This is a genomic window from Cohnella boryungensis (genome assembly GCF_042651945.1).
GTDB classification, from domain to species: Bacteria; Bacillota; Bacilli; order Paenibacillales; family Paenibacillaceae; genus Cohnella; species Cohnella boryungensis.
In genome coordinates this window covers 19,369-39,641 of the sequence record NZ_JBHSED010000032.1, presented here as the reverse complement: position 1 = coordinate 39,641, position 20,273 = coordinate 19,369, and the positions used below count along the sequence as shown (strand labels likewise).

Here is a 20,273-nt window from a genome sequence, read left to right as displayed (position 1 = left end):
GGTTTTCCATCGCTTTGACACTCATGGTACAATAGAGGAGGCGAACGGAGTTACACTTAGGGGAGAACTGGACATGCCTGCAGAGCGGCTGAACCGTTAGCGGCGACCGCAGGAAGACCTGTCCCCGGTATGAGGTGAAGAAAAATGAACAATGAAAATATATTGATTATCGAGGACGAGGATTCGATTGCAAGAATACTGCAGCTTGAGCTTGAGCATGAGGGCTACGGCGTAGGCCGGGCCTCGGACGGCCGCAAGGGACTGGAGATGGCCGTGTCCGGCGAATGGGATCTGGTGCTGCTGGACGTCATGCTGCCGGAGTTGAACGGAATCGAGGTGCTTCGTCGGCTTCGTCAGAACGACGGGGCTGTCCCGGTTATTCTGATTACGGCCAGAGACACCGTGCCCGATAAGGTAAGCGGCTTCGAGCACGGCGCGAACGACTACATCACGAAGCCGTTTGCGATGGAAGAATTGCTGGCTCGGGTCAGGAACCTGCTGAGAATTTTCAAGGCGTCCCGCGAAGGCGAGAACGAGGACGTGCTGAAGATCGGCGATCTATCCATCGAGCTGCTCACTCGCAAGGTATACAGGAAGGATCATTCGATTGACCTGACGCCGAGGGAGTTCGAATTGCTGCTTTACCTGGCGCGTCACAAGAACGAGGAGAAAACCAGGGACGAGATATTATCCGATGTGTGGGGCTATGAGTATATCGGAGATACGAACGTCGTGGACGTCTATATCCGATATCTGAGGCAGAAGATGGACAAGGGCTATCGCCATAAGCTGCTGCACACGGTGCGCGGAGTCGGTTATATGCTGAAGGAGCCCGATGCATGACCCTCAGATCGAGATTTACGCTATTTACGGTATTTTGGCTCATCTTTATTTTGATTTTGTATAATATTTTCGTCTATTTCTTCGTCATTCGGGTTACGACGCGGGGCGAGCTTCAACTGCTTACGAACAAGGCGGATCTGGTCATTGAATCGCTTCGCAAGCGGGGGATGCAGGGCTTCGACGATCCGAAGCTGCTGAGCGATCTGTACAATTACAACGAGATGATGAGAATCGTCACCGGCGATCAGATCGTGAATCGCGTCGGCACCGACGAGGAGCTGCTGTCGATTCCGTCCCAGACGCAGGTCTTCAGCCAATCCGAAACGAAGCAGATCAACGGCCAGCGCGTGCTTTATTTGTCTATGCCGTTTTTCGATCAAGGACGCATGATCGGCACAGTGGAGGCCGCCCGTCGCTTGACGGTGCTCGACAGCTACCTCCAAATCCTCGTCGGGGCGCTGACGGTAACGAGCATCGGCGCGATCGTCTTCGCGATCTTCGGCACGTATTGGTTTACATCGAGACTAACCGGTCCGATCGGACAGATGGTACAGACGATGCGGGAGATCGATCGCAGCGGGAAGCTGTATCGGGTCAAGCTCAACGGCCGCGAAGAATCGGTAGAGCTTCAGCAGATGGTGAGGGCGTTCAATCAGATGATCGATCGTCTGGACCGCACGATGGAAAGCCAGAAGCACTTTGTCGCCGATGCTTCCCACGAGCTGAAGACGCCCTTAACGGTCATTTCCAGCTATGCGGACATGCTGAAGCGTTGGGGCAGGGATAACGCCGAGGTTCGGGACGAAGCGATCGAAGCGATCTCGAAGGAAAGCGAGCGCATGCAGAATCTGATTCGCTCGATGCTCACTCTGGCGGAGGCCGAGCAGGACAATTGGCTGGACATCTCCAGATTCGACGTCACGAGTGTCGTTCGTGAGCTGTCCGACGTTCTCGGCAAGACGTTCGAGCGCGATATTCGCGTGCATGCCGGCAATACCTCGGTGTACATGCGGGGCGACAAGGAAAAAATCCGCCAGCTGCTGCTCATCCTCATCGATAATGCGCTTAAATATAGCAAAGAGCCGATTGACGTACGCATTCGCAACCAGAAGAACGGGATCAAGCTGGAGGTCACCGACTATGGAATCGGGGTGTCGGAGGCCGATATTCCCCACATGTTCCAGCGCTTCTACCGGGTAGACGAGGCTCGCCATCGGACAACCGGAGGCAGCGGGCTGGGCTTGTCGATCGCGAAGAAGATCATTGACGTCCACGAGGGCAGCGTCGAGGTGTACAGCAAACCCGGCAACGGCACGACGGTGTCGATCCAGTTGCCGCGCAAAATCTGACCGGAAGACAAAGAAGAAGCCTCTGATACGGTTGCTGCCGTACCGGAGGCTTCTCTTTTCTAACATTTGCTAATTAAAATCGCGTTTGCAGGTGTAACCTTGCGCGTCTGCAAAGCGTCAATAACTTTGAAAGCGATCACCTAAAGGACGCGTCTGGCGGTGACGTAGTGAGATTTCCAGTAGCCGCTGTTAATCGAAGAATACATGACGCCAGGCGCGCCGTAAGTGTGAAGCATCCGGTTGTTGCCTACGTACACGCCTACGTGGCCGATTTTCTTGCCGGTTCTCGCGGTCGTGAAGAAGACGAGATCGCCGCGCTTAAGATTGCTTTTGGCTACCTTGTAGCCTTTCGTGGCTTGGGTGCTGGATACGCGCGGCAGCTTGATGCCGTACTTTCCATAGATGTATTGCGTAAAGCTGGAGCAGTCGAATGCCGAAGTCGAGCCGGACGGCGCTCCAAACCGATATTTGACACCGAGATATTTGCTTCCCAGGGATATGATTTTGTCTGCCTTGGTCGCTGCCGACGCTTCAGGAGCTTGTCGCCATGCAAAACTTGCAAAGCCGATAGCGGCGGACAGACAGACGCTTACCGCTACGCGGGCGAATGTACGCTTGCTGCTCATATTGTTACCTCCATTTGATCCGTGATTCTTGCTGCTACGAGACTGAGTATATCAGACGCTTGCTTCCCTAAGGTTTTCCAAGGAGAGGAGAACATGGGGCCTGCGAGCGCTTTGTCCTGCATTCTTAGAAAAACATGAGAATTCTCTCATGGTATTCCTATTTCGGCGCATGAATGGTTAGTGTGAGCGCAGCAGTCGCAATTGGATGGAATTTGGCTTGCCCCATGTCGAAGACTTCCTTTACTATAGGGAGTGGAGCGTGCGGGGCTATTAGGCTTGTCCGCTAATGAAGCTGGGGGTGAGGGCGTGTACAAGCAATTAACGGTATCGGACGGACACCGAATGCTTCCGTTAGTGATCCGCAACTATGAGAGGGGGGACTTCGCGAACTTAATCGCTTTGCAGGAGGCATGCTTTCCTCCGCCTTTTCCTTCCGAGCTTTGGTGGAGCCGGGAGCAATTGCTCGAGCATGTGACGAGATTTCCCGACGGCGCCTTATGCGCAGAGCTTCAGGGACGGATCGTCGGCTCCATGACCTCGCTGCGTGTTACGCTGAATGAAGGAGAGGCCCATAGCTGGGCGTCTGTAACCGATAACGGCTATATTAGGAACCATGAGCCGAATGGCGATACGGTATATGTGGTGGATCTGTGCGTCGCTCCCGAATACAGAAAGCTAGGGATTGGAAAATGGCTGCTGCAATCGATGTACGAGACGGTCGTGCATCTGGGCTGCAGACGCCTGCTCGGAGGGGGGAGAATGCCCGGCTATCAGGCGCATTCCGAACGCAATACGCCTCAGGAGTATGTCGAGCGGGTGCTGACGGGAGAGCTTTTCGACCCGGTTATTTCGTTCATGCTGCGCTGCGGCAGGCAGCCGGCCGGAATTGCTTCCGAATATGTGGAAGATGAGCAATCTTTGAATTACGCGGTTCTGATGGAATGGCGAAATCCTTTTAAGGTGGAGAGATAAATATGGAATACGTTCGCGTTAGATCAATAGAAGACCCTAAATTTGCAGAAATGCACCAGCTGATGAAGTCGATCTTCCCTCCGGAGGAAGTGCTGGAGTTCGAGCTGTGGAGAGAGCCGATTGCCGATCCGGACATTCATGTCTATGTCGCCGTGAATAACGGTGCGGTCGTCGGAGCTACGGAATATCGCTATTATCCCGAGCTGAGGGTGGCGATGACCGACTTTACGATTATCGGTGCGATGGGCCTGGGAATCGGACGGTTTCTGTATTTGGAGAGATCGCGCGACTTGCAGCGGCTGGAAAAGGAAAGCGGCACGGTCTCGCGCGGCATGTTCGCGGAAATCTATCGTCCCCATGCCGTATCCGCCTTGAAGTTCGGCAACGTTCTCCCGATGCATCCGGCTGTGCGGCGCGAGGTTCTGTCGCATATCGGCTATCAGAAGCTGGATATCGTCTATGTGCATCCTTCCTGGGATCATGAAGGCAAAGCGGTGACGGAGCTGGATTTAGGCTTTTTCCCTGCTGACGATTCGAGCCGGTCGTTGCCGGCTTCGCTAGTTGTTCAGTTTCTCAAGCAATATTATGAGGCGCTGCCGAACAAGCCGAAGGAATGGCTCGACATGATCGCGCAGCTGGAGGAGCGGGAAGAAATCGAGCTTCTGCCTTTGTAAGGACTGAACGCCGGACGGAAAATGCGACAAGGGGCTGCGTCATGCGCATAACGTTTTTAGGAAACGGAGACTCGATGGGAACGCCGAGAGTGTATTGCGATTGCGTGGTTTGCGAGGAGGCCAGGACTACAGGGGCGAATCGGCGCTTGCGTCCGTCGGTGCTGCTGGAGGAGGAGGATCAGGCTCCGCTGCTGCTCGATTGCGGGCCGGATTGGCGAGAGCAGATGGAAGCGCGCGGAATGCGCTCCGTCTCCCAGGCATTGATTACGCATGCGCATTTCGATCATATCGGCGGGTTGACGGAGTGGGCGGACGCATGCCGTTGGCAGGAGCGAAGCGGCAAGCTGTATGCGCCGCGTGAAGTGATCGGGGAGATTGAGGCCCGATTTCCATGGATCGGGAAGCAGCTGTCGATGATCGCCAATGACGAGGGAATGACCTACGGCGGCTGGCGGATCGTGCCTTGGCGGGTCAATCACGGGAAGAACGGTTATTCCTATGCCTATCGTTTCGAGAACAGGCAGGGAAGAGGGGACTGGGCTTACTGCTCGGATGCGATTCAACTGACGGGGGAGCAGAAAGCCCCCCTTTTTGGCTTGTCCCTCCTGGTCCTGGGAACAAGCTTCGCCGTCGAGCCCTTCGCGATGGAGACGCGCTCGGTGTACGATGTAAGCGAGGGGCTGGAGCTCGCACGCGAGACGAAGCCGGAGCGAACGATCTTCACGCATCTGTCGCACGACATCGATGTGCGCAAGGATTACGGCTTGCCGTCGAACGTGGCGCTGGCGGCGAGCGGCCTGAGCCTGTCGCTTTAATCCCGGCTGCGGATCACAAGCAGCATTCCCTCTCGGATGGAAATGATCCCGGAGTCGGAATCCAGCACGTTGCTGACCCCGAGCGACCATCCCAGCTTCAAGGTCGCGTCATGGAGCGGGTAGCGGAACCCTTCTAAGTCGACCCCCGTTACTTCAAGCGTTAACGGCAGGAGGGAAACGTACGGGTAGCGGGAATCGGCGATCAGAGGCAGGCGGTCGGCGCATAGCCGGATTTCGTTATGCTCGTCGATCAAGGTCAGAGCGCAGCCTTGCTCGTGGGCTTGACGCAGCAGATGGACATTAGCCAAGCCATGATCGAAACGAGTGCCAAGCGCCCCGACGATCACAATCTCCTTAAAGCCTCGGGAGATTGCTTCTCGCAGCGCCAGCTCGGTGTCGGTCCAATCCTTGTCCAGGGCATCGCAAGTCAGCAGCTGCTTAGCGATTCGTGCTATGGCCTGCATTTGGTCGGCTGCGACGGAGTCGAAATCTCCCAGGGCGAGATCGGGCTTAAGACCGTGGCAGACGAGAAATTCGGCTCCGCGGTCTGCGCCGATCACGTAGTCGTCTTCCCTTAAATGCGCCAGTGCCCATTCCCCGAGCAGGCCCCCCGTGACAATGAAAGCGCGGGCAAGATTGCGGTGCGGCATGATGTTCCTCCAGATTCGTGTTGTGGCTAGTTCTTATTTAGTATAGCGGGAAAATGACCGTTGCGGAACAGACGAGCTTGCCGCTACAATAAGTGAGCGAATCGAATCGACCCGCGTCTGGTCGGTGTCAATGAACAGTAGCTTATGGAGGAGAGCCAGAGTTGGAATTAGACGACGTTTTTCACATTTTCAGTCTTATCGGTACGATTGCCTTCGCGGTGAGCGGCGCCATCGTAGCCATGGAAGAAGAGTACGATATTCTCGGCGTGTTTGTCCTCGGTCTTGTGACCGCGTTCGGCGGCGGGGTTATTCGTAATCTGTTGATCGGGGTTCCCGTAACGACTCTCTGGAGTCAGGGATTATTTCTGAAAACAGCGGGCATTGCTATTCTGATCGTATTCCTGCTGCCGGTGACGTGGATCCATCATTGGAAAAGAAGCGAGGCCTTCTTCGATGCGATCGGTCTTTCGGCATTTGCCATTCAGGGCGCGCTGTTCGCGGTCAAGGCGAACCTCCCGTTAAGCGCGGTTATGGTTGCGGCGATGCTGACCGGCATCGGGGGCGGGATGATTCGCGATATCATGGCCGGCCGCAAGCCGCTTGTCCTGCGAGATGAAATCTACGCCGTATGGGCGCTGGGAGCGGGGTTCGCCATCGGCCTAGCCGATCTGAAGCAGCCTTGGGGGCTGTTCGTCTTGTTCCTGCTCGTTGTTCTGTTCCGCATGCTGTCGGTTCATTATAAATGGAAATTGCCGCGCCGCTCGCTGCGCGCATCGTCTGGAGGTCAGTCATGAGTTATTCGGTATTATTCGTCTGTCTGGGCAATATCTGCCGCTCGCCGATGGCCGAGGCGGTATTCCGCAATCTGCTGGCAAGGGAAGGTTTGGAGGACGCGATCACGGTGGATTCGGCGGGTACGGGCGACTGGCACATCGGCCGCCCTCCTCACGAGGGAACTCGCGAGCTGCTCGACCGATACGGGATCTCCTATAGCGGAATGAAGGCAAGACAGCTGTCCAATCAGGACGGCTCCGGCTTCGATCTGATCGTCGCCATGGATACGAAGAATGAACGGGACATTCGCGAAAAGCTGGGTTCGCCGCAGCGGGCCGAGATCATCCGGTTTCTGACGCTGCTGCCCGAGAGGGGCATCGAGGATGTGCCGGATCCTTACTACTCCGGAAATTTCGACGAGGTATACGAGCTCGTCCAGGCCGGATGCGAGAAGCTGCTGGCGCGAATCAAAGGGAGGCTGGGCGAATGAACGAGCCCCCGGAAGGACGAGATAGCTCTCCTTCCGCGTCCTTGCCGCTCTCCTTCCGGCACATGGGTTTTGCGACGCAGGAGGAGCTCACGCGGCGAATTGAAGCCGTTAAGGTCTTAAGCCAATCGGATCAGGAAATGTACCGGATCGTCAAGGATCGGGATACGGGAGACCACTTCTTGCATTTTGCCGTGTATCACCTGAATGTCGCGGGAGGGGGAGCGGAGGAGGAGTACCATCATCTGCTGCCGCTGGAGCATGACGATGTAATCGCGCTGGCGCTGGGCGCTTCGCTCTACGAATATCCGAGCGACTGGAAGCGGACGTACTTGAGAAACGGTCCAAGCGGCGGATTCGTATGGTATGACCCGAGCGGAACCACGGAAGAGGAGCGCAGCAGGGAGACGGAAGCGTTCATTCGCAGCCAGCTGCTCGCGTTCCGCAAGCGCGGCGCCCTCGACGCGGAGAACGTAAGGCGCCTGCTTGATAGGATTGACCGCCATCTGGACGGAGAAGGCCCTGAAGGCTCGGATTAATCGAGCTTAAGCGGGGCCGGTCCCAGGAACGCCCCCAGCGCTTCCGGCAGCACCTGTTGCCAGAATCCCCATTTGTGCTCCCCGTCGCGTTCCTGATAGCGAACCTTTGCCCCTTTGTCCTCAAGCCGTTTCGCCGCCTCGCGATTCAAGGCTACGAAATCGAAAGTTCCCCGATCCGTGGCGTATTCCGCTTCCTGAAGTCCCACGATCATCCATAGGCTTAAGCGCTCAAGAGAAGAGGCCTGCTGGATTTGCTCGATGTAGACATCGTAGAACGCGCCCGAGAGAGAGACGATTCGATTGAACAGATGAGGGTAGGTAAGCGCCAGAGAGACGGATACGGCGCCGCCGAGCGAATCGCCCGCCAGCAAGCGGTGCTCAGGCATGTCGCGCACGGAATATTGGGACTCGACCCACGGGATGAGTTCCTCCGCGAAAAAGCGGGTATACACCGAATAGCGCGAGCCGTCCGGCGTGTACTCGGCACTGCGGAGCTTGATATTGACATCTACGCCGACAATAATGAAGGGCTCCCAGTCTTCTTCGAGAATGAGCCTCTGGGCATGGGTGGCAATTCTTCCGAAATTGAAAAATTCTTCTCCATCCTGACAATACACGACGGGATAGCTCATCCACGGCTGGTAGCCCGGTGGCAAATAAATGCGGATGGAGCGGTTCTCTTCCGGCAAATATCGACTCGGAACTTCATGCTTATGGATCGTTCTCTTGAACAGCGGATTGTCGCTCATGGGGACAAACCTCCTTGACAGGTATGGGAAATGACGGCCATGGGCAAACCAAATGAAGGCCTCCGGCGCATCTTGTATTACACTGTTACATAAAAATCATCATCCTGTTATATACGTGTGTTTTTCAGAAAAGCCATATATATTAAGGATTTTGCGACTTTTTCTTTGACCAAATCACTTAAACAGGGATATAATAATTCTATAACAGAAAGCCCTCTTCCACAATCAAAGATGAGGTGAACCTAATGAGTAAAGTATCCACGGAAGCTCCGGAGGTTAAATCCGGCGCTCAGCCCCACGTAGTCCATTCAGAAGATGTGACTCCGTTGCAAGTATTGTCTCTGGAAGGCGAAGTTATCAATCCGGAGCATATGCCAAAATTGTCGGACGATCAGTTAAAAGAAATTATGTACCGCATGGTGTTCACGCGCACTTGGGATGATCGCGCGGTGAACCTTGGACGTCAAGGACGCCTCGGCTTCTACGCTCCCGTATCGGGTCAAGAGGCGACGATGGTCGGAAGCGAGTACGCTCTGATCAAGGAAGATTTCGTCTGCCCGGGCTACCGCGACATGCCGCAATTGGTATGGCACGGACTGCCGCTGTATCAGGCGTTTCTGTACTCTCGCGGCCATCAGCACGGCGGCCAGATTCCGGAAGGCGTTAACGTATTGATGCCGCAAATCATTATCGGCGCGCAAATCCTGCATGCTACCGGCATCGCGATGGGCTTCAAGCTGAAGGGCGAGAAGCGGGTTGCGATTACTTATACGGGCGACGGCGGCTCTTCCGAGGGCGATTTCTACGAGGGCTTGAACTTCGCGGGCGCTTTCCAGTTGCCGGTCATTTATTTCGTGCAAAACAACGGCTATGCGATTACGACGCCTTATGCCAAGCAAACGGCTGCCCAGTCGATCTCGCACAAGGCTCTGGCAGCGGGGATTCGCGGCGTTCAAGTCGACGGCATGGACGTATTGGCCGTCATCTCCGCCGTACAGGAAGCCGCCGAGATTGGACGCAACGGCGGCGGCGCAACGCTCATCGAGGGACTAACGTACCGCTTCCGTCCTCACTCGATGGCCGATGACGCAACCAAATATCGGACCAAAGACGAAGAGCAGCTGTGGAGCGAGAAGGATCCGATCGTTCGCTTCGGCAAGTTCCTTGCGAAGAAGGGCCTGTGGACGGAAGAGGACACGGCGCGCGTGAAGGAAGAAGCGAAAGCCGCGGTTAACGAGCACATCAAGAAAGCGGAGCAAACGGAAAAAATGACGGTTGCCGGCTTGATCGATTCGATGTTCGAGCAAACTCCGCCGCATCTGGAAGAGCAGAAGTCGGAGTTCCAATAATACGTTAACGGTTGTAATCATAAGGACGGGGGAGTAAACAGCATGGCGCAAATGACAATGATCGACGCGATCCGGGATGCGATGCGCGTAGAGCTCGCGCGCGATCCGAACGTGCTTGTTTTCGGGGAAGACGTCGGTAAGGTAGGCGGCGTATTTCGCGCGACGGAAGGTCTTCAGGGCGAATTCGGCGAGCAGCGGGTATTCGATACTCCGCTGGCCGAATCGGCAATCGGCGGACTTGCGGTAGGGCTCGGAACCCAGGGTTTCCGGCCGATCGCGGAAATTCAATTCGTAGGCTTTATCTATGAGGCGCTTGACCAAATGTTCGTACAAGCCGCCCGCATGCGTTACCGTTCCGGCGGCCGTTATCATTCTCCAATCGTATTCCGCACGCCGTTCGGCGGCGGCGTTAAAGCGGCGGAGCTGCATACGGATTCGCTCGAAGGACTGGCCATTCAAACGCCGGGGATCAAGGTTATCGTACCTTCTAATCCTTACGATGCGAAAGGTCTGCTGATCTCGGCGATCCGCGACAACGATCCGGTGTTCTTCATGGAGCATCTTAACCTGTATCGCGCGTTCCGCGCGGAAGTGCCGGAAGGCGACTATACCGTGCCGATCGGCAAGGCGAACATCGTTCGCGAAGGCAAGGACATTACCATTATCGCTTATGGCCTGATGGTGCATACGGCGGTTAAAGCCGCGGAAGAGCTGGAGAAGAACGGCGTCTCTGCCGAAGTTATCGATCTTCGCACGCTGCTGCCGCTGGATATCGATACGATCGTCGCCTCCATCCAGAAGACGAACCGTGCGATTGTCGTTCAGGAAGCGCAGAAAACTTCCGGCGCAGCCGCAGAAATCATTGCACAAATCAACGAAAAAGCAATTCTGCACTTGGAAGCGCCCGTGCTTCGCTGCGCAGGTCCGGATACGGTCTATCCGTTCGCGCAGATCGAGGACGCTTGGCTGCCGTCGGCGGCGCGCATCGTTAAAACCGCCAATCAAGTGCTAGAGTTTTAATTGGGGAGGGTTCCAGATGACGAGATTCGAATATCGGTTCCCTGAGCTCGGCGAAGGGATGCATGAAGGCGAAATCGTTAAAGTGCTCATCGCGCCGGGACAGACGGTAACGGACGATGACATTATTATGGAAGTTCAGAATGACAAAGCGATCGTAGAAGTGCCTTGCCCGGTAAACGGCAAAGTGGTAGAAGTGCGCGCCAAGGATGGACAAGTCATGCACGTCGGCGAAATCGTGGCGATTATCGAAGCCGAGGGAGACGTGCCGGATCAAGGTCCGGCGGCAGAAGGCCATGCCTCGGGCGACAACAGCGCAACGGGCGGAGCCGATACGAAGGGCGAGCCCGCTCAGGCGCCTGCGACAGAGCAAGCTGCCGGAGCAACGGCGGCAGCAGCCCAGCCGGCTTCCAACGCTACCGTGCTGGCTACGCCTAGCGTTCGCAAGCTTGCCCGCGAGAAGGGCATTGCGATTGGCGAAGTATCCGGCAGCGGCAAGAACGGCAAGGTCACTCGCGATGACGTGCTGGCGCACGCTTCGGGCGGCGCTGCTCCGAAGGCGGAGGTTTCCGAGTCCGCTCCTGCAGCCGCTCCTGCGGCTTCCGCACCGAAAGCGGCAGCTTCCGTAAGCGGCCCTGGCGTCGAGGAGCGCGTTCCGTTCAAGGGTATCCGCAAGGCGATTGCGAATGCGATGGTGAAGTCCGTTTATACGGCTCCGCACGTCACGCTGATGGACGAAGTGGACGTATCCGGGCTCGTCGCACTCCGCTCGAAAGCGAAGCCGGTAGCGGAGAAGAAAGGCGTCAAGCTGACGTATCTTCCGTTTATCGTCAAGGCTCTCGTCGCTGCTTGCCGCGAATTCCCGGTCATGAACGCCACGATCGACGAAGCGGCTAACGAAATCGTGTACAAGAAGTACTACAACATCGGTATCGCGACAGATACGGACAACGGCCTGATCGTTCCGGTTGTCTTCGATGCGGATCGCAAGAACATCTGGAGCATCGCAGGCGAAATTCGCGATCTTGCCACGCGCGGACGCGACGGCAAGCTGGGCGCGAACGAGCTGAAAGGCAGCACGATTTCGATCACGAATATCGGCTCCGCCGGCGGCATGTTCTTCACGCCGGTCATCAATTTCCCGGAAGTTGCGATCCTGGGCACAGGCCGCATCTCGGAAAAAGCGGTCGTCAAGAACGGCGAAATCGTCGCCGCTCCGGTTATGGCCTTGTCTCTGAGCTTCGATCATCGCATTGTCGACGGCGCTACGGCGCAAAATTTCCTAAACTACATCAAGCAGCTGCTTAACGATCCAGAACTGCTTGTCATGGAGGTATAATCATGGTCGTAGGAGATGCTTCTTTAGATATCGATCTGCTCATTATCGGTGCAGGTCCTGGCGGTTACGTAGCGGCTATTCGCGCCGCTCAGCTGGGCCAGAAGGTTATTATTGCCGACAAGGGAAAATTCGGCGGCGTCTGCTTAAACGTCGGCTGTATCCCTTCGAAGGCGTTGATCAACGCGGCGCACCACTACGAGTCGATGCAGCATGCCGCAGACTTCGGCTTGTCTGCCGAGAACATCGGCGTGGACTTCGGCAAGGTGCAGGAGTATAAATCTTCCGTCGTTAACAAAATGACCGGCGGCGTAGAGATGCTTCTGAAGGCGAACAAGGTGCAGATGTTCAACGGCGAAGTCATGTTCATTAACGAGAACGAGGCTCGCTTGTTCAACGATCAGGAAGCTCCGCGCTACCGCTTCAAGAATTGTATCATCGCCACCGGCTCCCGCCCGATCGAGCTGAAGCCCTTCCCGTTCGGCGGACGCATTCTGTCTTCGACAGAAGCGCTGTCCTTGCCTGAGCTGCCGAAGAGCTTGGTCGTTATCGGCGGCGGCTATATCGGAATCGAGCTGGGCCAAATGTACGCGAAGTTCGGCACGAAGGTTACGGTGTTGGAAGGCGCGGATACGATTCTCCCCGGCTTCGACAAGGATATGAGCCAGCTCGTCGTGAAGAAATTGAAGAAATCCGGCGTCGAGATCGTCAACGGCGCTCTCGCCAAGGGCGCAGAGCAATCGGATAAAGAAGTTACGGTGACGTATGAGGTCGGCGGCGAGCAGAAGTCGGTTACGGCCGATTACTTGCTGGTAACGGTTGGACGTCGTCCGAACACGGACGGCGAGCTCGGACTGGATCTGATCGGCGTGAACGTAGGCGAGCGCGGTCTGATCGAGGTTGACGAGCAATGCCGTACGAACATCAAACATATCTTCGCGATCGGCGACATCGTTCCCGGAGCGGCGCTGGCTCACAAGGCTTCCTATGAAGCGAAGGTTGCGGCTGAAGCGATTGCGGGACTGCCGTCCAAAGTCGATTACAAGTGCATTCCCGCCGTGGCGTTCTCCGATCCCGAATGCGCAAGCGTCGGCTACACGGAGAAGGAAGCGAAGGAGAAGGGGCACAACGCGAAGTCCAGCAAGTTCCCGTTCGGCGGCAATGGCCGTGCCGTTACCCTGAACGGAGCCGACGGCTTCATGAAGCTTATCCATGACGCGGATACGGGTCTCGTACTCGGCGCGCAAATCGCGGGCGTTGAAGCGTCCAACATGATCGCCGAGCTCGGTCTGGCTATCGAGATGGGCGCGACGATCGAGGATATCGCGCTGACGATCCACGCTCACCCGACTTTGGGCGAGATCACGATGGATACGGCAGAGCTGGCGATGGGCCACCCGATTCATACGCTGGCGCCTAAAGCTTAATTAGAGGCAAGGCATAAATAAAGGCACGACTCTTCTGACATTGCCATACCCTTTCTGCTTTCTCGAAAAGGGCATGGCGCAGTAGTCAGGGGAGTCGTGCTGTTTTTTATCAGCAAGCCATTTATAGAAAAAAGGCATTACCAGGGGATATACCGCAAAAGAGTATAACCCGCTGATAATGCCTTTCTGTGCTTAAAAGTGCTTTAACCCAATACGACCTCGACCTGATAGCTGCCGCCGCTGCCGGATACCGGAATCGTATGGCCTTCCAGAGCTTTTCCGTCTACTGTGAGAGAAGCTACGCCTTTGGACACGCCGTTCGGGTTGGAAATCGTGATGCTGAACGTATTGCCGCGGAATTCGCGGACAATGGAGAAGCCGTTCCAATCCTTCGGTATGCACGGATCGATCCGCAAGCCGTCGAAGTCCGCCTGAATGCCGAGAATGGACTGCGTGATAGCGATGTAGTTCCAAGCCGCCGTTCCCGTCAGCCAGGAGTTTTTGGCCTCGCCATGGTGCACCGCGTCCCGTCCGGCAATCATTTGGGCATAGACGTACGGCTCCATGCGGTGGATTTCGCTGATTTCCTCCAGGTAAGCCGGAGCGATCTTGCGATACAGCTCGAACGCGCGATCCCCGTTGCCCAGCACGGTTTCCGCGATCATAACCCACGGATTGTTGTGGCAGAAAATGCCCGCGTTTTCCTTGTAGCCCGGCGGGTAGGACGAAATTTCGCCCAGGTTGAGATAATATTTGGAATACGGAGGCGTCTGCAAAATAATGCCGTAATCCGTCTCCAGATGCTCCTCGACCGATTTCAGCGCTTTGGCAGCAAGACCTTCCTCGACGCCGATGCCGGCCATGACGCAGAAGCCTTGCGGCTCGATGAAGATTTTGCCTTCCTCGTTTTCCTTGCTTCCGATTTTGTTGCCGTAGTGGTCGTAAGCGCGCAGGAACCAGTCGCCGTCGAAGCCGTGCTCCAGCGTCGTTTTTCTCATCGTTTCGATGTGCGCCTGTGCTTCCTCGGCCTCCTGGTGAAGCCCGCGGCGCTTGCACAGCTCCACGTAATCCGGACCTACGAACACGAACAGTCCGGCGATGAAGACGGATTCCGCTACGCGTCCTTCGATATTCGCAGTCGTCTGGAAGCTTTCGCCCGGCTCCTTGGAGAAGCAGTTCAGGTTGAGGCAGTCGTTCCAGTCGGCGCGTCCGATCAACGGAAGACCATGCGGCCCCAGATTGTGGATGACGTGGAAGAAGGAACGCTTCAAATGCTCAAACAGCGTAGCCGTGTTGTCCGGGTTGCTGTCGAACGGCACTTGTTCGTCCAGAATGCTGTAGTCTCCGCTTTCTTTAATATAGGCGGCTGTGCCGAGAATCAGCCAGAGCGGATCGTCGTTAAAGCCGCTGCCGACCTCGTTGTTGCCTTTTTTGGTCAGTGGCTGGTATTGGTGATAGGCGCTTCCATCCTCGAATTGGGTAGAGGCGATGTCGATGATGCGCTCGCGCGCTCTCTCCGGGATTTGGTGGACAAAGCCCAGCAGATCCTGGTTGGAGTCGCGGAAGCCCATGCCGCGCCCAATGCCGGATTCGAAGTAGGAGGCGGAACGGGACATGTTGAACGTAACCATGCATTGATACGGATTCCAGATGTTGACCATCCGATTCAACTTGTCGTCCGGCCCCTTCAGCGTGTATTTGGACAGCAAGCCGTCCCAATAGGAGGCGAGCTCCGCCATTGCTTGGTTCACGCCTTCGTCGGTAGTGAATTGGTCGATCATCGCTTGCGCTCTCGTTTTGTTGATGATACCAGGCGATTCCCACTTTTCTTCCTCCGGGTTTTCCACGTAGCCCAGCACGAAGACAAACGTTTTTTCCTCTCCCGGCTGGAGGGAAATGTTGATGCCGTGGGAGGCGATCGGCGACCAGCCGCTGGCTACCGAATTCCCGGAGTTGCCTTCCGCTACGACCGCAGGCGTATCCAGGCCGTTATAGGCGCCCAGGAAGCTGTCGCGGTCGGTGTCGAAGCCGTCGATGTCCGTATTGACGGAGAAAAACGCATAGTGGTCGCGACGCTCGCGATATTCGGTTTTATGATAAATGACGGAGCCTTTGACCTCTACCTCGCCCGTGCTCAGGTTGCGCTGGAAGTTGGTCATGTCGTCGTTGGCGTTCCACAGGCAGAACTCGATAAAGGAGAAAAGCTTCGCTTCTTTCGGAGCGTTCGATACGTTGGAAACGGTCAGTTGATGAACCTCGCCGGTAAAGCCGAGAGGGACGAATTGAAGCTGCTTGACGCGAAGACCGTTACGCTCACCCGTAATCGATGTGTAACCCAGTCCATGCCGGCATTCGTAGAAATCTAGATCGCGCTTGACGGGCATCCAGCCCGGCGTCCAGTAATCGCCTTGATCATGAATATAATAATAGCGTCCGCCGTTGTCGAGGGGGATATTGTTGTAGCGGTAACGGGTTAAGCGTCTCAGCCTCGCGTCCCGATAGAAGCAATAGCCGCCGCCGGTGTTCGACACCAGGCCGAAAAACTGCTCCGAGCCGAGGTAGTTAATCCAGGGGTAAGGCGTTTTAGGCGTATTAATGACGTATTCCTTGCGAGCATCATCAAAGTGACCAAATTTCATAAGTATACTTCTCCTTTAACATGATTTATAAACGCGCGTTCACAAAAGCGTGAAGGAAGCTCTTCATCGTGAAGTCCGCTGGTCCGGACGGAGATGAAGGCTCGAATTAGCCGGTTACAGCTGTCTACAGGAATCCCGCACGATAAGCGGGGCGGGAAAGCTGACCGTGCTGAAGGCGGTGACGGTTTGTTCGCACAGGGCGACCACCTTATGTACCGCTTCCTTGGACATGTCGTAAATCGGCACCTGGACAGTGGTGAGCTTGGGAGCAAGCTGCGTGGCGATGGGGCCGTCGTCGAATCCGACGATGGAAATATCATTGGGAATCGAGAAGCCGAATTCTTTGAACGCCTCGTAGGCCGCGGCTGCCATGTCGTCGTTCGCCGTGAAAAAAGCGGTGGGCAGCTCCTGTCCCGACGCCAATAGGCCCTTGACCTCATGATACGCGTTTTGCTTGAGGAATTCCCCGTTCAAAATGTAATGAGGCTCAATGGGAAGGCCGTGGCTCTGCAGGACAGATTCATAGGCTTTATAACGCTCGGAGCCGGAAAACGTATTCACCGAGCCGTTGATCATGCCGATTTTTCGGTGACCTAACGTAATCAGATGCTCGACCGCTTCGACCGCCCCGTCGTAATCTTTGGAATTAATGACGGATACGTTGCTCCGATCCAAACGATTACCGATAATCTCGCCGATGTCGTAGTCGATCAGGACGATCGGGGCTTCCAGGCTGACCAGTTCCCGGATGACTTCGACTTGCTTGCGGGTGCCTACCATGATTGCCCCGTCGATCCTTTTTTGCAGGCAAGCCTGCTTGACCTTCTGGTAATCCTCCAGGGCGTACAGCGTGTGAATCAGCACATAATAGCCAAGCGAGTTGGCGGTATCCACCACGGATTCCACAAAAGGCGCAAAATAATTGTTCTGGTAGATGCGATTACCGGCTGTTTTCTCCGCTGTGCTGACCACGAACAAACCGATGGTGTTTGTTCCTTTGCCGGCTAAAGCTCTCGCATAGGAATTAGGCTGGTACTGGTGCTGCTCAATGACCTTGAGCACTTTGTCCCGCGTTGTAGGCGGCACGTTGGGGTAATTGTTGATCACCCGGGAGACCGTGCTGCGCGAAACGCCTGCCAGCTTTGCAATATCTTCGCTACGCATAATGCCTCCTTCAGTTTTGTGAACGCGCGTTTACAGTTTGATTGTAAAATAAAGCCAACCTCTGTGCAAGCATTTCCTATAATGTTCACGAAGTCGTTATATATAGAAGTCATGTCCATTGTTAATTGGGTGACAGAAGGATGATGGGACAGCTAGCAGTGGAGCAGTTCGAGGCGCGGGCGGAGATCTTACGTTTGTTTGTAGGCATACGTAGGGTCTCTTTTTCTATGTTAGCTATTGATAATTTTGGTATACTGAGAGGCGATGGGAGAATATTCATGTTTTTGTAGGTAAAAGGGATGGGATCTCGTTAATGGTGAAAATGGAGCGTATTGATGATGAGTTTGTGCAGAGGATGAGGCGTTAACGTTGTACGATCAAAAATGGAGCGGAAGCTGCCAAATGTATTGTCGTCAGACGATGTGCGTAGATAAAAGTTATGTGCATTGACAAAGATCTTAGAAATAGGGGAACAAATCTTGACTACAATGTTCACAAAAGCAGTTGGGGTTGGTTTTATTGTTTTATCAGTTCTAAGACTAACACCATTTATTAATGCTACTGGAAAGTGGTTGTTTTATGTTTCAATTGCAGCATTCTTTCTTATACTGTATGACTTATTAGAATTTATTATCGAAGGCATAGCAGTAAAGAAGGGGATAAAGTTAAATAAAGTTTTAATATACTTACGTTCTATATTTCTTGGATGTGGGGTGATGGCAATAATTGTATTACCTAATCTAAAGATCAATATTTCTGTCAAAGAAGTCAATGCATTGAGCGATGCATTCACATTAATTAGTTTAGGCATTGCGATAACTCTAATCGGTTTTAAAACCGAAAGAGCGCAGTCATCTTCATATAATAAAGCAAGGACAATTAATAATGAAGTAAGAGAGTTTCTCAATTCAGTTGAAGGGCAAAGTATTATTAATGAACATGTAGGTAAGAGAATATTAGGGAATACACAGCAGGTTAAAAGTTAATGCTGATTCAGGGTAGTGGCAACAGCACATAAGCACCATATTCACGCATCGGGGCGTTGCCCCTCGCTCCGGCAGAAGTTGAAGAAGATTCGACTGAAGTTAACTCAATGCAGGGAAGCGGAATCAACCAGACACATCCAACTCCCTAGTCGAGGCCGCCCCGTGGGGGGTTAGGGAGTTGGACGTTGTATACAAGAACGTTGGCTGCAATTGCATATCGTTAGTGGGGGTGTATTTAATCACGACAAATTCCCCATTTTGATCAACTGCGATTCCCCAATACGTTTAAACGGAGAAGCAATGAACTATATGATGGAGTATCCTTTTCGCATTCCGGATACCGTCTAACATGGGAAGAGGCGGTGAATCTTTTTCTGCAAGCCCGCCGCGCGGAAACTTCAAGCGAGCACACGGTGAAATTTGAACGGAGCAGCTTGACTTGTTACCGACGCATTTTGCAAGAGCAGGAGATAGAAGCCGAGGTATATGAGGTTTCAACAGATTTCTTGCGAAATCAATTTATTATGGTGATGGTCGAAAAAAAGGGATACAAGCTCAATACGATCAATAACCGAATCAAAGCCATTAAACGATTTTTTCAGTTCTTATCGGATGAAGGTTGGATCGCGTATAATCCGGCTGAGCATCTGAAGTTGCGAAAAGGACATCGGCCAACAATCGCTTCATTTTCAGAGGAGCAGGTTATTGGACTGCTGCAACAACCTGATCAGCAGACCTTCACCGGCTTCCGTGATTTCGTCATGCTGTCCCTGATCTTAGATTGTGGACTGCGGGTGGGAGAACTGACCAAGCTTAAAATAAACCAGGTAGATGTGAAGGAGAGTCAATTGCTTGGGGTCATCGGGAAGAGCCGGAAGCCGCGGGATATTCCATTTTGTGACGATGTCCGTAAGTTGATAATTCGGTATATCAAAGCAAGGGGAGATGTGCCATCACTGCACCTTTTCATCACTTTGGATGGACATTCGCTCGGGATACGATCTGTTCAAGCCGCTATTCGCAAGTATGGAGAAGCCGCGGGGATTAAGGACGTACGCTCCAGCCCACATACACTCCGGCATACCTTTGCCAAGTTGTATATTATGAATGAAGGCGATCCCTACAGCCTGCAGGATATTTTAGGCCATACCTCGCAGGACATGGTCAAGAAATATGTTAATCTTTGGCGGCCTGAGATGCGGTCCAAGCATGCGAAGTCGTCGCCCGTGAGGCGATTGTATAAGGGGAAATTATTGGATTGAAAAGGGGGTTGTTGCACAGGGAGGTGAAATTGTACCTTACCTTCGGAAAAGCAAGCGAGCCTGAAAAACACGAAGGTCCGCTTGCTTTTCCCGTTCGTCACCACCATTTACGCTCAAGCTTATATTGGTCAGAGTTCATTCGGTGACCACCTTTCCCGAAGAATTCGTCTTCCCGGGCGATCGTTAGGTCATACCAGTCTGCCTTGGCTTTTGTCCACTCTATACTGCTATCCTGATTTTTCAATAATAAAGGGGAAGTTCATTTGTCGTTATCCTTGTACATCTGCGGTTCGCATTCTCAACACACGATTGTTTGGTCCATGTTATCCAACCATGCAATGCATGATCTACTTTGCCGGTTCCGGCGTTTTTCGTTTAGAGGGAACTCCGTATGTAACATGAGCCGGGGAGATATTCTGTTCGTGAGACCAATCAGTTAGAATCGGATATTCTGGAGCTGTGGCATATGTGCAAGCAAGAGAATCGAGATTCTCCCCGAGATGCCTCGACGAAGATTTATCACATGATGATGTACAATGCTGCCATTTCCCGCTAAGAAAATGCGATGCATCCCATTGGGGCCATACAGAAACAAGGGGAAGCGTCAACCAGCCC

General features: G+C 54.1%; 19 protein-coding genes. 14 read left to right on the top strand and 5 right to left on the bottom strand.

Annotated features, from left to right (window positions below; translation table 11 throughout):
* Nucleotides 1–144 precede the first annotated feature (144 nt).
* Together ACFO1S_RS14955 and ACFO1S_RS14950 are read left to right on the top strand one after the other, a co-directional pair.
* Nucleotides 145–843, top strand: a complete 699-nt coding sequence (locus tag ACFO1S_RS14955) for a response regulator transcription factor (RefSeq protein ID WP_204605467.1) — start codon at nucleotides 145–147, stop codon at nucleotides 841–843.
* Nucleotides 840–2,192: a sensor histidine kinase gene (locus ACFO1S_RS14950; protein WP_204605466.1), complete on the top strand. Its 1,353-nt coding sequence runs from the start codon at nucleotides 840–842 to the stop codon at nucleotides 2,190–2,192. Before ACFO1S_RS14955 ends, ACFO1S_RS14950 begins: the two co-directional genes overlap by 4 nt.
* 140 nt (nucleotides 2,193–2,332) lie before the next feature.
* Here ACFO1S_RS14950 and ACFO1S_RS14945 read toward each other — a convergent pair whose 3' ends face one another.
* Nucleotides 2,333–2,818 carry a C40 family peptidase gene (locus tag ACFO1S_RS14945; RefSeq protein ID WP_204605465.1) on the bottom strand — a complete coding sequence of 162 codons (486 nt, stop codon included), beginning with the start codon at nucleotides 2,816–2,818 and terminating at the stop codon, nucleotides 2,333–2,335.
* Nucleotides 2,819–3,160: 342 nt separating this feature from the next.
* On the opposite strand from ACFO1S_RS14945, the gene ACFO1S_RS14940 reads away from it, so the two are divergent.
* Genes ACFO1S_RS14940 through ACFO1S_RS14930 form a run of 3 tightly spaced genes read left to right on the top strand, consistent with a single transcriptional unit; the run spans nucleotide 3,161 to nucleotide 5,279 of the window.
* Nucleotides 3,161–3,790 carry a GNAT family N-acetyltransferase gene (locus ACFO1S_RS14940; RefSeq protein WP_204605508.1) on the top strand — a complete coding sequence of 210 codons (630 nt, stop codon included), beginning with the start codon at nucleotides 3,161–3,163 and terminating at the stop codon, nucleotides 3,788–3,790.
* Between the two features lie 2 nt (nucleotides 3,791–3,792).
* Nucleotides 3,793–4,464 (top strand): GNAT family N-acetyltransferase, encoded by a 672-nt coding sequence (locus tag ACFO1S_RS14935; RefSeq protein WP_204605464.1) that lies wholly within the window; start codon nucleotides 3,793–3,795, stop codon nucleotides 4,462–4,464.
* Nucleotides 4,465–4,505: 41 nt separating this feature from the next.
* The gene (locus tag ACFO1S_RS14930; RefSeq protein WP_204605463.1) at nucleotides 4,506–5,279 is read left to right on the top strand and encodes an MBL fold metallo-hydrolase; all 774 of its coding nucleotides are present in this window, start codon (nucleotides 4,506–4,508) and stop codon (nucleotides 5,277–5,279) included.
* On the opposite strand, the gene ACFO1S_RS14925 is transcribed toward ACFO1S_RS14930, so the two are convergent.
* A complete protein-coding gene (locus tag ACFO1S_RS14925) occupies nucleotides 5,276–5,929 on the bottom strand; it encodes a thiamine diphosphokinase (protein WP_204605462.1) in 654 nt (217 codons plus the stop codon). The two genes, ACFO1S_RS14930 and ACFO1S_RS14925, sit on opposite strands and share 4 nt — an antisense overlap.
* A gap of 161 nt (nucleotides 5,930–6,090) precedes the next feature.
* Between ACFO1S_RS14925 and ACFO1S_RS14920 the strand changes: the two genes are divergently transcribed.
* The 3 genes from ACFO1S_RS14920 to ACFO1S_RS14910 are packed head-to-tail and all read left to right on the top strand — an operon-like array spanning nucleotide 6,091 to nucleotide 7,729.
* Nucleotides 6,091–6,723: a trimeric intracellular cation channel family protein gene (locus ACFO1S_RS14920; protein ID WP_204605461.1), complete on the top strand. Its 633-nt coding sequence runs from the start codon at nucleotides 6,091–6,093 to the stop codon at nucleotides 6,721–6,723.
* Nucleotides 6,720–7,193, top strand: a complete 474-nt coding sequence (locus ACFO1S_RS14915; protein ID WP_204605460.1) for a low molecular weight protein-tyrosine-phosphatase — start codon at nucleotides 6,720–6,722, stop codon at nucleotides 7,191–7,193. Before ACFO1S_RS14920 ends, ACFO1S_RS14915 begins: the two co-directional genes overlap by 4 nt.
* A complete protein-coding gene (locus tag ACFO1S_RS14910) occupies nucleotides 7,190–7,729 on the top strand; it encodes a hypothetical protein (RefSeq protein WP_204605459.1) in 540 nt (179 codons plus the stop codon). The genes ACFO1S_RS14915 and ACFO1S_RS14910 overlap by 4 nt, the downstream gene beginning before the upstream one ends.
* Here ACFO1S_RS14910 and ACFO1S_RS14905 read toward each other — a convergent pair.
* Nucleotides 7,726–8,478 carry an alpha/beta hydrolase gene (locus ACFO1S_RS14905; protein ID WP_204605458.1) on the bottom strand — a complete coding sequence of 251 codons (753 nt, stop codon included), beginning with the start codon at nucleotides 8,476–8,478 and terminating at the stop codon, nucleotides 7,726–7,728. The two genes, ACFO1S_RS14910 and ACFO1S_RS14905, sit on opposite strands and share 4 nt — an antisense overlap.
* Before the next feature lie 245 nt (nucleotides 8,479–8,723).
* Between ACFO1S_RS14905 and pdhA the strand changes: the two genes are divergently transcribed.
* The 4 genes from pdhA to lpdA are packed head-to-tail and all read left to right on the top strand — an operon-like array spanning nucleotide 8,724 to nucleotide 13,607.
* Nucleotides 8,724–9,827: a pyruvate dehydrogenase (acetyl-transferring) E1 component subunit alpha gene (gene pdhA, locus ACFO1S_RS14900; RefSeq protein WP_204605457.1), complete on the top strand. Its 1,104-nt coding sequence runs from the start codon at nucleotides 8,724–8,726 to the stop codon at nucleotides 9,825–9,827.
* Nucleotides 9,828–9,869: 42 nt separating this feature from the next.
* The gene (locus ACFO1S_RS14895; protein WP_204605456.1) at nucleotides 9,870–10,847 is read left to right on the top strand and encodes an alpha-ketoacid dehydrogenase subunit beta; all 978 of its coding nucleotides are present in this window, start codon (nucleotides 9,870–9,872) and stop codon (nucleotides 10,845–10,847) included.
* A 16-nt stretch (nucleotides 10,848–10,863) separates the two neighbouring features.
* Nucleotides 10,864–12,183: a dihydrolipoamide acetyltransferase family protein gene (locus ACFO1S_RS14890; protein WP_204605455.1), complete on the top strand. Its 1,320-nt coding sequence runs from the start codon at nucleotides 10,864–10,866 to the stop codon at nucleotides 12,181–12,183.
* A gap of 2 nt (nucleotides 12,184–12,185) precedes the next feature.
* Nucleotides 12,186–13,607 (top strand): dihydrolipoyl dehydrogenase, encoded by a 1,422-nt coding sequence (gene lpdA / locus ACFO1S_RS14885; protein ID WP_204605454.1) that lies wholly within the window; start codon nucleotides 12,186–12,188, stop codon nucleotides 13,605–13,607.
* Between the two features lie 203 nt (nucleotides 13,608–13,810).
* Here lpdA and ACFO1S_RS14880 read toward each other — a convergent pair whose 3' ends face one another.
* Together ACFO1S_RS14880 and ACFO1S_RS14875 are read right to left on the bottom strand one after the other, a co-directional pair.
* A complete protein-coding gene (locus tag ACFO1S_RS14880; protein WP_204605453.1) occupies nucleotides 13,811–16,246 on the bottom strand; it encodes a glycoside hydrolase family 94 protein in 2,436 nt (811 codons plus the stop codon).
* Between the two features lie 114 nt (nucleotides 16,247–16,360).
* Nucleotides 16,361–17,410 (bottom strand): LacI family DNA-binding transcriptional regulator, encoded by a 1,050-nt coding sequence (locus ACFO1S_RS14875; RefSeq protein ID WP_204605452.1) that lies wholly within the window; start codon nucleotides 17,408–17,410, stop codon nucleotides 16,361–16,363.
* Nucleotides 17,411–17,898: 488 nt separating this feature from the next.
* Between ACFO1S_RS14875 and ACFO1S_RS14870 the strand changes: the two genes are divergently transcribed.
* Nucleotides 17,899–18,396, top strand: a complete 498-nt coding sequence (locus ACFO1S_RS14870; protein ID WP_378127063.1) for a hypothetical protein — start codon at nucleotides 17,899–17,901, stop codon at nucleotides 18,394–18,396.
* Nucleotides 18,397–18,758: 362 nt separating this feature from the next.
* Entirely contained in the window at nucleotides 18,759–19,658 is a 900-nt protein-coding gene (locus tag ACFO1S_RS14865; RefSeq protein ID WP_378127042.1) for a tyrosine-type recombinase/integrase, read from the top strand.
* Nucleotides 19,659–20,273 lie beyond the last annotated feature (615 nt).

Coding starts and splice junctions, on each gene's coding strand:
- ACFO1S_RS14890 (WP_204605455.1), top strand. CDS start 10,864: ATGACGAGATTCGAATATCGGTTCCCTGAGCTCGGCGAAGGGATGCAT.
- ACFO1S_RS14930 (WP_204605463.1), top strand. CDS start 4,506: ATGCGCATAACGTTTTTAGGAAACGGAGACTCGATGGGAACGCCGAGA.
- ACFO1S_RS14875 (WP_204605452.1), bottom strand. CDS start 17,410: ATGCGTAGCGAAGATATTGCAAAGCTGGCAGGCGTTTCGCGCAGCACG.
- lpdA (WP_204605454.1), top strand. CDS start 12,186: ATGGTCGTAGGAGATGCTTCTTTAGATATCGATCTGCTCATTATCGGT.
- pdhA (WP_204605457.1), top strand. CDS start 8,724: ATGAGTAAAGTATCCACGGAAGCTCCGGAGGTTAAATCCGGCGCTCAG.
- ACFO1S_RS14915 (WP_204605460.1), top strand. CDS start 6,720: ATGAGTTATTCGGTATTATTCGTCTGTCTGGGCAATATCTGCCGCTCG.
- ACFO1S_RS14925 (WP_204605462.1), bottom strand. CDS start 5,929: ATGCCGCACCGCAATCTTGCCCGCGCTTTCATTGTCACGGGGGGCCTG.
- ACFO1S_RS14950 (WP_204605466.1), top strand. CDS start 840: ATGACCCTCAGATCGAGATTTACGCTATTTACGGTATTTTGGCTCATC.
- ACFO1S_RS14940 (WP_204605508.1), top strand. CDS start 3,161: ATGCTTCCGTTAGTGATCCGCAACTATGAGAGGGGGGACTTCGCGAAC.
- ACFO1S_RS14935 (WP_204605464.1), top strand. CDS start 3,793: ATGGAATACGTTCGCGTTAGATCAATAGAAGACCCTAAATTTGCAGAA.
- ACFO1S_RS14880 (WP_204605453.1), bottom strand. CDS start 16,246: ATGAAATTTGGTCACTTTGATGATGCTCGCAAGGAATACGTCATTAAT.
- ACFO1S_RS14945 (WP_204605465.1), bottom strand. CDS start 2,818: ATGAGCAGCAAGCGTACATTCGCCCGCGTAGCGGTAAGCGTCTGTCTG.
- ACFO1S_RS14910 (WP_204605459.1), top strand. CDS start 7,190: ATGAACGAGCCCCCGGAAGGACGAGATAGCTCTCCTTCCGCGTCCTTG.
- ACFO1S_RS14895 (WP_204605456.1), top strand. CDS start 9,870: ATGGCGCAAATGACAATGATCGACGCGATCCGGGATGCGATGCGCGTA.
- ACFO1S_RS14955 (WP_204605467.1), top strand. CDS start 145: ATGAACAATGAAAATATATTGATTATCGAGGACGAGGATTCGATTGCA.
- ACFO1S_RS14905 (WP_204605458.1), bottom strand. CDS start 8,478: ATGAGCGACAATCCGCTGTTCAAGAGAACGATCCATAAGCATGAAGTT.
- ACFO1S_RS14870 (WP_378127063.1), top strand. CDS start 17,899: ATGTTCACAAAAGCAGTTGGGGTTGGTTTTATTGTTTTATCAGTTCTA.